The sequence below is a fragment of the Escherichia sp. MR genome (assembly GCF_005280595.1).
In the GTDB taxonomy this organism is placed as follows: Bacteria; Pseudomonadota; Gammaproteobacteria; order Enterobacterales; family Enterobacteriaceae; genus Escherichia; species Escherichia ruysiae.
The window spans coordinates 111,795-124,846 of sequence record NZ_SZVK01000003.1; the positions used below are offsets into that span (position 1 = coordinate 111,795).

Annotated in this window: 11 protein-coding genes and 3 pseudogenes; 8 read left to right on the forward strand and 6 right to left on the reverse strand. The window is 52.4% G+C overall.

The features are described 5' to 3' along the window. Window positions 1–40 precede the first annotated feature (40 nt). The 8 genes and pseudogenes from yhfZ (at window position 41) to FC814_RS02585 (ending at window position 7,450) form a co-directional block, all read left to right on the forward strand. Window positions 41–946 carry a GntR family transcriptional regulator YhfZ gene (gene yhfZ, locus FC814_RS02550; RefSeq protein ID WP_001254799.1) on the forward strand — a complete coding sequence of 302 codons (906 nt, stop codon included), beginning with the start codon at window positions 41–43 and terminating at the stop codon, window positions 944–946. Between the two features lie 16 nt (window positions 947–962). Further along, window positions 963–1,325 (forward strand): PRD domain-containing protein, encoded by a 363-nt coding sequence (locus FC814_RS02555; protein ID WP_137325463.1) that lies wholly within the window; start codon window positions 963–965, stop codon window positions 1,323–1,325. Window positions 1,326–1,408: 83 nt separating this feature from the next. Then, window positions 1,409–2,572 carry a YhfX family PLP-dependent enzyme gene (locus FC814_RS02560; RefSeq protein WP_000497312.1) on the forward strand — a complete coding sequence of 388 codons (1,164 nt, stop codon included), beginning with the start codon at window positions 1,409–1,411 and terminating at the stop codon, window positions 2,570–2,572. Beyond that, window positions 2,573–3,799 (forward strand): phosphopentomutase, encoded by a 1,227-nt coding sequence (locus tag FC814_RS02565; protein WP_137325464.1) that lies wholly within the window; start codon window positions 2,573–2,575, stop codon window positions 3,797–3,799. Beyond that, window positions 3,796–4,673: pseudogene (locus FC814_RS02570) on the forward strand (phosphotriesterase-related protein). Before FC814_RS02565 ends, FC814_RS02570 begins: the two are co-directional and overlap by 4 nt. 10 nt (window positions 4,674–4,683) lie before the next feature. Continuing rightward, complete coding sequence (locus tag FC814_RS02575) at window positions 4,684–5,037, forward strand: DUF2620 domain-containing protein (protein ID WP_000719728.1); 354 nt, start codon at window positions 4,684–4,686, stop codon at window positions 5,035–5,037. An 11-nt stretch (window positions 5,038–5,048) separates the two neighbouring features. Next, window positions 5,049–6,353, forward strand: coding sequence for a YhfT family protein (locus tag FC814_RS02580; protein WP_137325465.1), 1,305 nt, complete (start codon window positions 5,049–5,051; stop codon window positions 6,351–6,353). Window positions 6,354–6,364: 11 nt separating this feature from the next. Further along, window positions 6,365–7,450, forward strand: a pseudogene (locus FC814_RS02585) (aminotransferase class I/II-fold pyridoxal phosphate-dependent enzyme). A gap of 107 nt (window positions 7,451–7,557) precedes the next feature. On the opposite strand, the gene frlR reads toward FC814_RS02585, so the two are convergent. The 6 genes and pseudogenes from frlR to FC814_RS02615 all read right to left on the reverse strand — a co-directional run bounded on the left by frlR (window position 7,558) and on the right by FC814_RS02615 (window position 12,895). Continuing rightward, on the reverse strand, window positions 7,558–8,289 hold the full coding sequence (gene frlR / locus FC814_RS02590; protein WP_137325466.1) for a DNA-binding transcriptional regulator FrlR: 732 nt from the start codon (window positions 8,287–8,289) through the stop codon (window positions 7,558–7,560). A 99-nt stretch (window positions 8,290–8,388) separates the two neighbouring features. Then, window positions 8,389–9,174 carry a fructoselysine 6-kinase gene (frlD, locus tag FC814_RS02595; RefSeq protein ID WP_137325467.1) on the reverse strand — a complete coding sequence of 262 codons (786 nt, stop codon included), beginning with the start codon at window positions 9,172–9,174 and terminating at the stop codon, window positions 8,389–8,391. Further along, window positions 9,171–10,001: a fructoselysine 3-epimerase gene (gene frlC / locus FC814_RS02600; protein WP_137325468.1), complete on the reverse strand. Its 831-nt coding sequence runs from the start codon at window positions 9,999–10,001 to the stop codon at window positions 9,171–9,173. Before frlC ends, frlD begins: the two co-directional genes overlap by 4 nt. Before the next feature lie 50 nt (window positions 10,002–10,051). After that, window positions 10,052–11,074: a fructoselysine 6-phosphate deglycase gene (frlB, locus tag FC814_RS02605; RefSeq protein ID WP_137325469.1), complete on the reverse strand. Its 1,023-nt coding sequence runs from the start codon at window positions 11,072–11,074 to the stop codon at window positions 10,052–10,054. Between the two features lie 21 nt (window positions 11,075–11,095). Then, window positions 11,096–12,432, reverse strand: a pseudogene (gene frlA, locus FC814_RS02610) (fructoselysine/psicoselysine transporter). 295 nt (window positions 12,433–12,727) lie between these two features. Next, window positions 12,728–12,895: a YhfL family protein gene (locus FC814_RS02615; protein WP_001031834.1), complete on the reverse strand. Its 168-nt coding sequence runs from the start codon at window positions 12,893–12,895 to the stop codon at window positions 12,728–12,730. Between the last annotated feature and the right edge of the window lie 157 nt (window positions 12,896–13,052).

Consider the following 13,052-nt stretch of genomic DNA (forward strand, 5'->3'; position numbering starts at 1 on the left):
TTTATGAATATATAAATATTTATTTTATTGAAAATTTATTATGCGTCGAACGTTTATCAAAAAAGAAGGCGTCGTCATCACGACGCTGGCTCGTTATTTGTTAGGTGAAAAGTGTGGTAATCGCCTAAAAACTATAGATGAACTGGCAACTGAATGCCGTTCGTCCGTCGGCCTGACGCAGGCCGCGTTAAAAAATCTGGAGTCAAGCGGCGCGATACGGATTGAACGTCGCGGGCGCAATGGCAGTTATCTGGTAGAGATGGATAACAAAGCACTGCTGACCCATGTTGATATCAACAATGTGGTATGTGCGATGCCCTTGCCCTATACCCGCTTGTACGAAGGTTTAGCGAGCGGATTAAAAGCTCAGTTTGATGGCATTCCTTTTTACTATGCGCATATGCGTGGTGCGGATATTCGCGTGGAGTGCTTGCTTAACGGTGTCTATGACATGGCGGTAGTTTCGCGACTGGCGGCAGAAAGTTATCTCACGCAAAAAGGATTATGTCTTGCGCTGGAGTTGGGGCCGCATACCTACGTTGGCGAGCACCAGTTGATTTGCCGTAAAGGGGAGTCCGGTAACGTGAAGCGCGTGGGGCTGGATAACCGTTCGGCAGATCAGAAAATCATGACCGATGTCTTTTTTGGCAGTAGCGATGTGGAGCGAGTCGATCTCTCTTATCACGAGAGTTTACAGCGCATTGTTAAAGGTGATGTCGATGCGGTTATCTGGAACGTGGTGGCGGAAAACGAACTGACCATGCTGGGATTAGAAGCCACGCCGCTCACAGACGATCCGCGATTTTTACAGGCAACTGAAGCCGTGGTTTTGACGCGAGCCGATGATTACCCGATGCAACAATTGCTGCGTGCGGTTGTTGATAAACACGCCCTGCTTGCCCATCAACAGCGAGTGGTCAGTGGGGAACAGGAACCCAGTTATTAAACGAAAGGCATCTAAAATGGAAACCAGACTCAACCTGCTTTGCGATGCAGGGGTCATCGATAAGGACATCTGCAAAGGCATGATGCAGGTCGTCAACGTACTGGAAACAGAGTGCCATCTACCAGTGCGCAGCGAGCAGGGAACGATGGCAATGATACATATGGCGAGTGCGCTGATGCGCAGTCGTCGCGGCGAACAGATCCAGCCACTGGATGACGAGTTGCTGGCTGAACTGTCGCAATGTCGCCACTGGCCAGCGATCATGCAGTTGCACCAGGTGTTATTGCAGGGATTCGCGCTGGAAGTTAACCCGTGTGAAGAAGGCTATTTGCTGGCCAACCTTTATGGATTATGGATGGTCGCTAACGAAGAGGTCTGAAGCCCACAACAAATCCACGTCGCATATCTTAAATATTCAAAAAAATGAATATTTGATTCAAGGAACAGAAACGAGGCAACAAGATGTTTGTAGAAGCATTGAAACGCCAGAACCCGGCACTGATTTCTGCCGCACTAAACCTGTGGCAGCAGGGCAAGATAGCCCCGGACAGTTGGGTTATCGACGTGGATCAGGTACTGGAAAACGGTAAGCGGTTGATTGAGACGGCGCGGCTTTATGGTATTGAGCTGTATCTGATGACCAAACAGTTCGGTCGCAATCCGTGGCTGGCGGAAAAACTGCTGGCGCTGGGCTACAGCGGTATTGTGGCGGTGGATTACAAAGAGGCGCGAGTGATGCGCCGCGCAGGTTTGCCGGTGGCGCATCAGGGGCATCTGGTGCAAATCCCTTGTCACCAGGTCGCTGATGCCGTTGAACAGGGCACCGACGTCATCACCGTGTTTACTCTCGACAAAGCGCGGGAAGTTTCTGCGGCGGCGGTGAAGGCCGGGCGAATCCAGTCTGTGCTGCTCAAAGTTTATAGCGACGATGATTTTCTTTATCCGGGACAGGAAAGTGGTTTTGCTCAACATTCGTTGCAGGAAATTGTCGCTGAAATCCAAAAACTGCCAGGACTCCATTTAGCGGGACTTACCCATTTCCCTTGCCTGCTATGGAATGAGAGTGCCGGGAAGGTTTTGCCGACGCCGAACCTCCAGACGTTGGTCAATGCCCGCAACCAGCTGGCGGAATCTGGTGTTGCTGTTGAGCAATTAAACGCGCCTTCAGCAACCAGCTGTACTTCACTGCCAATGCTGGCGGAATACGGTGTTACTCATGCCGAACCTGGTCATGCGCTGACGGGCACCATTCCGGCAAACCAACAGGGTGACCAGCCTGAACGCGTAGCCATGCTCTGGTTAAGCGAAATATCCCATCATTTTCGTGGCGATAGCTACTGCTATGGCGGCGGCTATTACCGTCGTGGTCATGCGCAACATGCGCTGGTGTTTACGCCAGAAAATCAAAGCATTACTGAAACATATCTCAACGCCGTGGATGACAGCAGCATCGACTACACCTTGCCTTTGGCGGGAGAGTTTCCGGTGAGTAGCGCGGTGGTGCTCTGTTTTCGTACACAAATTTTTGTTACCCGCAGTGATGTCGTGCTGGTGTCCGGTATTCAGCACAGAGCGCCGGAAATCGTAGGCCGTTATGACAGCCTCGGCAACCTTCTGGAGGCGTAAATGGCGCGATTTGTGGTGTTAGTGATTGATAGCTTCGGCGTGGGGGCAATGAAAGATGTCACGCGGGTACGCCCGCAGGATGCCGGAGCCAATACTTGCGGTCACATTCTTTGTGAGTTACCGCATTTACAACTGCCAATGCTGGAGAAGTTAGGGCTTATTAATGCTCTGGGCTATGCCCCCGGAGATATGCAGCCATCGGATTCCGCAGTCTGGGGTGTGGCGGAACTGCAACATGAAGGTGGCGATACCTTTATGGGACATCAGGAAATTTTAGGTACGCGACCACTGCCGCCGCTGCGGATGCCCTTTCGTGATGTTATTGACTGTGTTGAGCAAGCATTAATTACTGCGGGCTGGCAAGTAGAGCGCCGTGGCGATGAGTTGCAGTTTCTGTGGGTTAACCAGGCCGTGGCAGTTGGTGACAATCTCGAAGCGGATTTAGGCCAGGTCTATAACGTTACCGCCAATCTCTCCGTAATACCGTTCGATGAAGTCATCAAAATAGGTCGTGTGGTGCGTGAGCAAGTTCAGGTTGGCAGAGTGATCACATTTGGGGGGCTGTTAGCGGACAGCCAGCGCATTCTCGATGCCGCAGAAAGCAAAGAAGGACGTTTTATTGGCATCAATGCGCCGCGTTCTGGCGCTTATGACAACGGCTTCCAGGTCGTGCATATGGGCTACGGCGTCGATGAAAAAGTGCAGGTGCCGCAACAGTTGTATCAGGCGGGCATACCTACGGTTCTGGTGGGAAAGGTAGCGGATATCGTCAGTAATCCTTATGGCGTGAGCTGGCAAAATCTGGTGGATAGCCAGCAGATTATGGATATCACCCTCGACGAGTTTAACGCTCATCAGACCGCGTTTATTTGCACCAATATCCAGGAAACCGATCTTGCCGGTCATGCAGAAGACGTCGCACGTTATGCCGAACGTTTGCAGGTCGTTGACCGTAACCTTACTCGCCTTGTTGAGGCGATGCAGCCGGATGATTGCCTGATCGTGATGGCTGATCACGGTAACGACCCGACCATTGGACATAGCCACCATACCCGCGAAGTGGTGCCGGTACTGGTTTATCAGCAAGGGCTGGTTGCAACTCGTCTGGGGGTTTGTTCCACGCTCTCTGACGTAGGAGCCACAGTATGTGAATTTTTCCGCGCATCGCCGCCACAAAACGGCACTTCCTTTTTATCGTCCTTTCGCTTTCAGGGTGACTCTTTATGACCATCGACTCGACCGGCTACACCCTTGCCCATGAGCATCTGCATATTGATCTCTCCGGCTTTAAAAACAACGTAGATTGCCGCCTTGATCAATATGCGTTCATTTGTCAGGAGATGAACGACCTGATGGCCCAGGGCGTGCGTAATGTGATTGAGATGACCAACCGTTATATGGGGCGCAATGCGCAATTTATGCTCGATGTAATGCGCGAAACCGGGATCAACGTGGTGGCCTGTACCGGTTATTACCAGGACGCGTTTTTCCCGCAACATGTGGCGACCCGCAGCGTGCAGGAACTGGCGCAAGAGATGGTCGATGAAATTGAACAGGGTATCGATGGCACGGAGCTGAAAGCCGGGATCATCGCGGAGATTGGTTCCAGCGAAGGGAAGATTACGCCGCTGGAAGAGAAGGTGTTTATTGCCGCCGCGCTGGCACATAACCAGACCGGACGTCCGATCTCCACGCATACCTCTTTTAGCACCATGGGGCTGGAACAACTGGCGCTACTGCAAGCCCACGGAGTTGATCTTTCGCGCGTCACCGTTGGTCACTGCGATCTGAAAGACAACCTCGACAACATTTTGAAGATGATCGATCTCGGCGCGTATGTGCAGTTCGACACCATTGGTAAGAACAGTTACTACCCGGACGAAAAGCGTATTGCGATGCTTCATGCGCTACGCGACCGTGGGTTGCTGAACCGCGTCATGCTGTCGATGGATATTACGCGCCGCTCCCATTTAAAAGCCAACGGTGGTTATGGCTATGACTTTTTATTACCACCTTTATTCCGCAATTGCGCCAGTCAGGATTCAGTCAGGCCGATGTGGATGTGATGTTACGTGAAAATCCCTCTCAATTTTTCCAATAAGGACAGACTCATGAAAAAGATTGGCGTTGCAGGCTTACAGCGTGAGCAGATTAAAAAAACTATTGAAGCGACGGCTCCTGGCTGTTTTGAAGTTTTCATTCATAACGACATGGAAGCGGCAATGAAAGTGAAATCCGGGCAACTGGATTACTACATCGGCGCGTGTAATACCGGTGCGGGTGCGGCATTGTCGATTGCCATCGCGGTGATTGGCTATAACAAAAGTTGCACTATTGCCAAGCCGGGCATTAAAGCGAAAGACGAACATATCGCCAAAATGATCGCCGAAGGGAAAGTGGCGTTTGGGCTTTCCGTTGAGCACGTCGAACATGCGATTCCGATGCTGATTAACCATCTGAAATAAAAGGCACGACTATGGATCTGTATATCCAGATTATCCTGGTGGCGTGCCTGACCGGTATGACATCATTTCTGGCGCATCGCTCGGCGGCTGTTTTCCATGATGGTATTCGCCCGATCCTGCCGCAACTGATTGAAGGCTATATGAACCGTCGCGAGGCGGGGAGTATCGCTTTTGGTCTGAGCATTGGTTTTGTGGCCTCGGTGGGGATCTCTTTTACCCTGAAAACCGGCCTGCTCAATGCATGGCTGCTTTTTCTTCCTACCGATATTCTCGGCGTACTGGCGATAAACAGCCTGATGGCGTTTGGTCTTGGCGCGATCTGGGGGGTACTGATCCTCACCTGCCTGTTGCCGGTAAACCAGTTGCTGACTGCGCTGCCGGTAGATGTATTAGGTAGCCTTGGGGAACTTAGCTCGCCGGTGGTTTCTGCTTTTGCGCTGTTCCCGCTGGTGGCGATTTTCTACCAGTTTGGCTGGAAGCAAAGCCTGATCGCCGCTGCCGTCGTGTTGATGACCCGTGTGGTGGTGGTGCGTTTTTTCCCGCATCTTAATCCGGAATCCATCGAAATCTTTATTGGCATGGTAATGCTGCTGGGGATCGCGATAACTCACGACCTGCGTCATCGTGATGAAAATGATATCGATGCCAGCGTGCTTTCGGTGTTTGAAGAGCGCACGTCGCGGATTATCAAAAACTTACCGTATATCGCCATCGTGGGAGCATTGATTGCTGCCGTTGCCAGCATGAAGATTTTTGCCGGTAGCGAAGTGTCTATTTTCACCCTTGAGAAAGCGTACTCCGCAGGCGTTACACCGGAACAATCGCAAACGCTGATTAATCAGGCTGCACTGGCGGAATTTATGCGCGGGCTGGGTTTTGTACCGTTGATTGCCACCACGGCGTTAGCCACTGGCGTGTATGCAGTTGCGGGCTTTACCTTTGTTTATGCGGTGGGCTATCTCTCGCCGAATCCGATGGTTGCAGCGGTATTAGGCGCAGTGGTTATTTCGGCGGAAGTCTTACTGCTTCGTTCGATTGGCAAATGGCTGGGGCACTATCCGTCGGTGCGTAATGCGTCGGATAACATCCGTAACGCCATGAATATGTTGATGGAAGTGGCGCTGCTGGTCGGCTCGATTTTCGCGGCAATCAAAATGGCAGGCTATACCGGATTCTCCATCGCGGTTGCCATTTACTTCCTCAACGAATCTCTCGGTCGTCCGGTACAAAAAATGGCGGCACCAGTGGTGGCAGTAATGATTACCGGTATTCTGCTGAATGTACTTTACTGGCTTGGCCTGTTTGTTCCGGCTTAAGGAATGCACTTATGAAGACGTTTCCTCTGAAAAGTCTGACCATTGCTGAAGCGCAGCAGAAGCAGTTTGCGCTGGTGGATAGCATTTGTCGCCATTTTCCTGGTAGCTAATTTCTTACCTGGGGTGATTTGGGATTAACGCCGGGGCTGAATCAGCCTCGCATTACCCAGCGTGTGGAGCAGGTGCTGGCAGATGCGTTTCATGCGCCAGCGGCGGTGCTGGTGCAAGGCGCTGGCACAGGAGCGATTCGTGCCGGGCTGGCGGCTTTGCTTAAACCAGGGCAGCGTCTTCTGGTGCATGACGCGCCCGTTTATCCGACGACACGCGTCATCATTGAACAGATGGGGCTGACGCTTATTACTGTTGATTTCAATGACCTGTCGGCACTTAAGCAGGTCGTAGACGAGCAACAACCTGATGCGGCGCTGGTGCAGCATACGCGCCAGCAGCCGCAGGATCGCTACATTCTGGCAGAGGTGCTGGCAACGTTGCGCTCGGCTGGCGTTCCTGCGTTAACCGATGATAACTATGCGGTAATGAAGGTGGCGCGAATCGGCTGCGAATGCGGGGCGAATGTCTCGACATTTTCCTGCTTCAAGCTATTTGGGCCAGAGGGTGTTGGTGCGGTGGTAGGCGATGCCGACGTTATCAACCGTATTCGCGCTACGCTCTATTCCGGCGGTAGTCAGATCCAGGGCTCTCAGGCGCAGGAAGTCTTGCGTGGGCTGGTTTTCGCGCCGGTGATGCATGCGGTACAGGCGGGCGTTTCTGAACGGCTGCTGGCTTTACTTAACGGCGGCGCGGTGCCGGAAGTTAAAAGTGCCGTCATTGCCAATGCGCAGTCGAAGGTGTTGATTGTGGAGTTTCATCAGCCGATTGCCGCCAGGGTGCTGGAAGAAGCGCAGAAACGCGGTGCGTTACCGTATCCGGTGGGCGCGGAGTCGAAATATGAGATCCCGCCGCTCTTTTATCGCCTTTCCGGAACGTTTCGCCAGGCGAATCCGCAATTAGAACATTGCGCGATTCGCATTAATCCGAATCGTAGTGGTGAAGAGACGGTGCTGCGGATTTTGCGTGAGAGTATTGCCAGTATTTAATGCTGGATAGCACCGTTCGGCAATCAAGCTAAATTCAGCGCCGGACGGTCCCCTCAACGCGCCAGCATCGCCGGATGCGATGCTGGCGCATCTTATCTGGCCTACGGTTAATGTCTTTTATTATCAATCGTTAAGGTGATGCGATTGGCGCGGCAGAAGAGTTCGGAGACGTGCACCGGTTTGTCATTCTGATCAAAGGCGATTTTGCTGATGCGAAACAAGGGTTCGCCCAGTTCACACTTCAGCCATTTTGCCTGCGCGCGCGTAGCGGCAAAGATATCAATGGTCTTTTTGTCGCTGACCACTCGCGTGTCAAAACGCTCTTGAAATAACTGATAGGTGGAGCTGCCTTCGACATAAATCGCATCAAAATCAGGATAACGTGACAATGGGATCCACGAGCTATCAATAAACAGCGGCTCTTTATCAAGATACATCACCCGGCTGAGACGGAACACTTTGCTGTTGCCAGGAATATTCAGCTTCTCGCAAAACGGCGCGGCGCTGACCTGCTCTTGCTCGATCACTTTCTCTTTCGTCGGTTTACCTTGCGAAACACCAAAGTCGGTAAAGCCGCTAACGGTCAGCAGGGCGTTTTCAACTTTCTGACTTTGCACAAAGGTGCCTTTACCCTGCCAGCGGATCAGTACACCGTCCGCCACTAAGTCGCTGATGGCTTTACGAATGGTGATGCGGCTGACGTTGTACTGCGTACACAGCTCGTTTTCAGTTGGGATCTGTTGCCCGGCCTGGTAAACCCCCTGCGTGATATCATCCAGCAGCCGCTGGCGGACGGTGGCATAGAGCAGTTGATGAGAGTAGCGGTCCGTAGCTGACATAATCGACCCTGAAATAAAGAATGAATTACACGGATTATAGGGTCGTTTTCCGGCAAGTAACAGCACGTTGGCGTGAAGATGCTCACGCCAACGTTATGCCTACCAGGCACCGTGGTACTGAATAGTTTGTGCCGCACACGCCGTTCCCTGCGCCATCGCCTGCGGTAATGTCATCCCCGCAGACCAGCCGCAAAGGAATCCGGCAATGAACGAATCTCCGGCACCCATGGTGTCGATAACCGTCACCGGTTCAGGAGACTGACGCCAGAACTGCTCGCCATCCCAGGCAATGCTGCCGTTTTCGCCCAGCGTGACAATCACCACGCCTGCGCCACGGGCCACAATCGCTTTCATCTTCAGACGCAGCGCCTCGTCTTCTTGCGGCGCGGAGGCAAAGGCAAAATCGAGATGCGGCACCAGCGTCTGCCAGAGCGGGCTGTCCCACTTGTCAGAGAAGTCGAAAGCGGTAAGTTTGCTCGCTGCGTGCAGTTGCGGGAAAGCGTCTTCCGCATGTCCCCAGATTGCCGCGTGCACAATGTCATACTGCGCCAGCCAGGCGTAATCCTCTTCGCTCAGGGCAAAGTCGGCCATCACGCCTTCGGTGTAGTCGCCAAAAACGCGATCGTTGTCGTGCAGTTCCACCTGAGTTTGTGTGGTAACGCCGTGTTTCGTATGGACATGGCTGATATCGACGCCCATGCGGGCAAGATCCTGCTTCAGCTTTGTGCCGTAGTCATCGTCACCCACCCAGGTAATGCATCCGGGTTGTATGCCGTAGCGAGTGCAATACACCGCCACGTTCACCGCATTACCGCCAGAAAATGCTTTATTCAGTTGCGGGTAGATATCGACGCAGTTATCGCCGATTGTCGCCAGGTTTTTCATCTCGCATCCTCCGGCAGCAGCGCGCGAAAGCGTTCCAGCGCCTGGCGAGCGTAGAGTCTGGGTTCGTTCATATACATCGTCACCAGTTCCACCGTACAGTAACCGTCATAACCTCTGTCGATGATATCGCGCATCAGCTCCCGCAACGGCATTTTGCCTTCACCGGGGATGTAATGGGTGTCGCTGGCACCGTCGCTGTCGACAATATGCAGATGACGCAGTTTATCGCCCAGTTTGTCGAAATAACTCATCACCGGCTCTGCCTGGACATACGGCGCGCAGATGTCGACCATGCTGAACAGACGCGGCGAAGGCACCAGCGCCAGCGCATGAAGCACATCGTTGGCGTTACACACGACGTTCGATTCATACGGCGTTAACGGTTCGAGGATCAAATCCATACCGATATTTTCCGCGTACTCGCACAATTCGCTTAAGTTCTCTGCCAGCCGCCCCCAGATAACATCAGGCGGCGTGAGATAACCCGCGTGAGCCGCAGAAATCAGCGTATAACCGGCGTTCATCTCTTTCGCCATATCCATCGCCAGCTTGATCATGTCGAGGCTTTCGCGACGCATATGCTCATCGCCCAGCATCATGTTATACGGATAACCATTGGTTTCTGGCGTGTAACCGATAATCGGCATCTGATACGTCTGCGCCAGTGCCTTAATGTGTTTGATGCCGCCTGCTTTTAAGTCCGGCGCGAAGGCATGCGGACGCCCGCCCCAAATTTCAATGCCATCGTAACCCAGCTCGCTTGCGTCACGGAATGCGTGTTCAATAGGCAGCCGCTGGTGGCCGCAGGTAAACATACCTGTTTTCATCGGATAACTCCTTGCGTAAATCCGGCCCGTTGCCAGGCCGGGAGAGGGGATTAATATGCCACCAGACCACCGTAATAGCGGCGTTCATCCGGGTTGTGATCTTTGTAAATTGACAGGTAGTAGCAGAGCCACTCCATCGGCACGAACATCAGGAACGGCGCCAGCCACGGATGTAGCCCTTGCGAAATTTCGGCGTAATCGATGACGATCACGTTGTCGGTACGCTGTTTGACAAAGTTAATGGCGCGTTCGGTGGTATGGCGGCTTTCGTCATTGCCGAGCAGGAACAGGAATGGAACGCCCGGTTCAACAATCTCCAGCGGGCCGTGGCGGAACTCACCGCTCTCAATCACACAGCCGTGGGTCCAGGTAAATTCCATCAGCGTTACAATGCCTTCTTTGTAACCCAGCGGACGCAGCGGTCCCGCAGAAACCGTGTAAATCATCGGCCACTGGCTGGCCTGTTCACCGAGCTGGCGACCTTTCTCTTCCCATGTACGCACCAGATGACCGAGCGCATCCGGCAATTGCTTAAGATCGTTTTTGATCTTGCCGATTTCCGCGTTTGGCGCGAGGCGGGTGATCATCTCCAGCACCACGCTGTAGCAGAGCAGCAGGTGAATTTCCCAGATGCAGTCGGCCTGATAATCAATGGTAAACTCTGCCGCCGAAGTAATCGGGCTGTCCGCGCGTTTGGTGAACGCCGCAGTGAGTGCACCGCAGGCCCGGCCCAGTTCCAGCGCCTTGATTACCTCTTCGGTTTTACCGTAGCCAGAAACGCCAATCACTGCACAACGATCGTCGAGGCGATGCGGGGTGTTATCGCAGAACTCCCAGCCGGAAATAGCGTAGACCTGAAGATCGGAAAAACGATCCGCCAGATGTTTCGCCGTTTGCGCCGCGTTGAGCGGCGATCCGCAGGCAACGAAATAAATACGATCAATGTCGCGCTTCACCATCTCTTCCACGATGGTATGCACCAGCGGAACGTCATGGGTGAGTACTTTTTCTACTTCCTGAACCATATTTTCGGTGACCAGAAAGTCCACGGTGCTTTTATCAATATCTAACATTTCACTTTTCTCCAGATAACATTACGACAAAGCATTTAGCTGGCTGCTCCGCTTCGCCCAGAAGGCGTAAGCAGGCAGACCAGTAGCAATAACGATGACGGCGCAGATAAGGCCGGGAATAGGTGCCCAGACAAAAGTTGAGGCAACCAGAATGAGGCTTGATGCAATGGCGAGGGTAGTCATCAGCCCGAAAGCCGGAGTACGCCACAGCGGTTTGTAATCGTCGCGTTTACGACACCAGATGATGGAGCCGAAGGTGAGGGTGTTTTTGAAACACATCACCAGCGTGAAGTAGCCCAGCAGGCTGGTGAGATCGGAAACGAAGATGAAGAAGATCCCAAGCGCCCCTTGCAGGATGATGGAAACATCTGGCGTGTTGTATTTCGGATGCACATGCCCGAAGCATTTGAAGAATAAATTGTCTTTCGCCATCGCGTATTCCAGGCGCGGCTGGTACATCACGCAACTGGAAAGCGAGCCGAGAATGACGATCATCGCCGTGACGGCAACGAAGATCCCGGCGGTGCTGCCGAGTGCGGGGATCCAGGTCAGGGCGTCGGAAATCGGCGTTTCAGAGTTGGCGAGTTTATCGAAGGGCATCAGCCCGGAAATCACCAGCGCCAGCAGGGTGTAAAGCACTAAAACCAGCAGGCAGGAGCCAATCAGCGCTCGCGGCATGGTTTTGCCGGGGTTTTTGATTTCACCAGTCATATAGCAGATGGAGGCCATGCCGGTATACGACCAACTGGTGGCAGAGATCCCCGCCAGTAGCGCCATAAAGCTGCCCGTCGCGCCAATCGAGGTGGTGGAAGGGGCGGTAAAATTCTCCGCTTTAAACCAGAAGATCCCAAGGCCAATGACGATAGTGAACGGGATAATTTTGGCGATGGTAATCAGCGTCTGAAACGCTGCGCCGCCTTCGACGGATCGCAGATGCAGCAGCATAAAGGCGATAATTAACCCGGCGGCGATAAATTTACCGAGCAGAGGATCGATAGGCGTTAAAAAGCCAAGATTGCTGACAATCGCCAGCCCATGATTGACAGTGAAGGCGCATCGTTGGCCCAGAAGCTGGCCCAGCCGGAGAGAAAAGCCAGCGGTCGGCTACCGGCATTTTTTAAATAAACATAATCTGCGCCATTTTCCGGATAAGCGGTTGATAGCTCCGCATAGACGCACATTTGCGGGATCACAATTAACCCGCCGATGACAAAAGCGAGCACCGTCAACCACGGCGTTCCCGCCGCTTTAGCGACTTCACCCACGGAGACGAAAATACCGGAGCCGACGGTTGTCCCGACGGCGATTGCAAGAACGGCCCAAAATCCGAGCTTGCGTTGGAGTTCCTGGCTTCCCATAGCGATACCTTTTTCTTGTCCAACACGTTGTAGGGGAGAGTTTGCAGTCATTTAAAAGGTAACATGACAATGCATGATGAATATAACAACATATAATGTTATGTGTTGTGGAGGAAGATCACAAAATTTTGCACAGGATCGTGTTGTGGCGGGAGTGAATGACTATCGCATTGAAATTAAAATGAATTTATTTTTACAGGCAGGGGGAAAGAAGGGCATAGAAACAAATACGCCCTCGGGGGATCCAGAGGGCGTCAGGCAATTAAACCGACATTAACCGATTTCTATTAAGAGATTACTGTGCAGTAGGACCGCAGCCGCCAATGATTTTAGAAATAGAAATTGCCGGGTGCAGCAGGTAGTCGTAAGAGCAGTTTTTATCACGGTTTTCGATATGACCAGTACATGCAGTTAATGTAGCCAGTACTGCACCTACCAGTGCTACTTTAATAAATTTGTTCATTTTCATTCCCTATGTAAAATATATCGAGTAATATTCATTAATTATATGAATATAAGCAAACAGCTCGTTAGAGACAATACAGGAATATCTATTACACGTCAGTGAGTGGGCTATTAATATTTCGATTATATTTGTAAGCCCCTGTAACTGTAGGTGG

Coding starts and splice junctions, on each gene's coding strand:
- yhfZ (WP_001254799.1), top strand. CDS start 41: ATGCGTCGAACGTTTATCAAAAAAGAAGGCGTCGTCATCACGACGCTG.
- FC814_RS02555 (WP_137325463.1), top strand. CDS start 963: ATGGAAACCAGACTCAACCTGCTTTGCGATGCAGGGGTCATCGATAAG.
- FC814_RS02560 (WP_000497312.1), top strand. CDS start 1,409: ATGTTTGTAGAAGCATTGAAACGCCAGAACCCGGCACTGATTTCTGCC.
- FC814_RS02565 (WP_137325464.1), top strand. CDS start 2,573: ATGGCGCGATTTGTGGTGTTAGTGATTGATAGCTTCGGCGTGGGGGCA.
- FC814_RS02575 (WP_000719728.1), top strand. CDS start 4,684: ATGAAAAAGATTGGCGTTGCAGGCTTACAGCGTGAGCAGATTAAAAAA.
- FC814_RS02580 (WP_137325465.1), top strand. CDS start 5,049: ATGGATCTGTATATCCAGATTATCCTGGTGGCGTGCCTGACCGGTATG.
- frlR (WP_137325466.1), bottom strand. CDS start 8,289: ATGTCAGCTACGGACCGCTACTCTCATCAACTGCTCTATGCCACCGTC.
- frlD (WP_137325467.1), bottom strand. CDS start 9,174: ATGAAAAACCTGGCGACAATCGGCGATAACTGCGTCGATATCTACCCG.
- frlC (WP_137325468.1), bottom strand. CDS start 10,001: ATGAAAACAGGTATGTTTACCTGCGGCCACCAGCGGCTGCCTATTGAA.
- frlB (WP_137325469.1), bottom strand. CDS start 11,074: ATGTTAGATATTGATAAAAGCACCGTGGACTTTCTGGTCACCGAAAAT.
- FC814_RS02615 (WP_001031834.1), bottom strand. CDS start 12,895: ATGAACAAATTTATTAAAGTAGCACTGGTAGGTGCAGTACTGGCTACA.